The sequence below is a fragment of the Metabacillus sp. GQ13 genome (genome assembly GCF_059758525.1).
This window is the reverse complement of sequence record NZ_JCAXET010000045.1, coordinates 1-995: the sequence shown is the minus strand read 5'-3', so window position 1 is coordinate 995 and position 995 is coordinate 1. Positions and strand designations below refer to the sequence as shown.

1 pseudogene is annotated in these 995 nt (G+C 34.9%); it reads left to right on the top strand.

What is annotated here, in order from left to right:
- Positions 1-995 (top strand): annotated as a pseudogene (locus AC6CHR_RS25030) (IS3 family transposase); the annotation flags it as partial.

Here is a 995-nt window from a genome sequence, read left to right as displayed (position 1 = left end):
TAAAGATATAGCTAAAAAACACAATGTAAATATGACCATGTTAAAAAAATGGGTAGCCAAATTTCGTGCGCATGGATTGGCAGCTTTTCAAAAACAAAAAACATATACAAATTACTCGGTTGAGTTTAAAATGGACGTACTTAATTATATAAACGAGATGGGAGCGTCCATCGAAGAAACCACTTTAGTATTTAACATTCCTTCCTCCACCACAGTAGAGAATTGGAAGTATTTATTTGAAACACAAGGAATAGACGCTCTTCAACCAAAAGTAAAGGGGCGTCCATTCATGAAAAAAGAAACGAAGAAAAATCAACACATTGAAGGATCTGAAGAAGCTTTACGAACTGAAAATGAGCGATTACGTATGGAGAATGCTTATTTAAAAAAGTTACAAGCCTTAATTCAAGAAAAGGAAAAGTCTCAGAAAAAGACAAGGCGCAAATAATCTATGAATTAAGGCATGAATATAAAATAATAGAATTAGTTAAGATCGCTGACATTCCACGTAGTACCTATTATTACTGGATAAAACAAATGAATCGACCTGACAAATATAGTGAAGTTAAAGAAGTCATCCAACAGATCTTTGATGAGCATCAAGGTCGTTATGGCTACCGACGAATCACATTGGAATTACGTAATAGAAGATATGGACTAAATCATAAAACTGTCCGCCGTTTAATGAGAGAAATGAATTTAGAATGTCTAGTCCGTATAATAAAGTATCGCTCATACCGTGGTAAAGTAGGCAAAATCGCGCCAAATATTTTAGAGCGTGATTTCCAAGCAACCAAGCCTAATGAGAAGTGGGTAACAGATGTAACAGAATTCCATTTACACGGTGAAAAGCTATTTCTATCACCAATCCTCGATTTATATAACGGAGAAATTATTGCATATAACGTTGAACAACGTCCAGTTTACCCACTAGTTTCTAAGATGTTGGAAGAGGCTTTTGAAACTTTAAAAGAAGGAGATTCCCCTATCCTTCA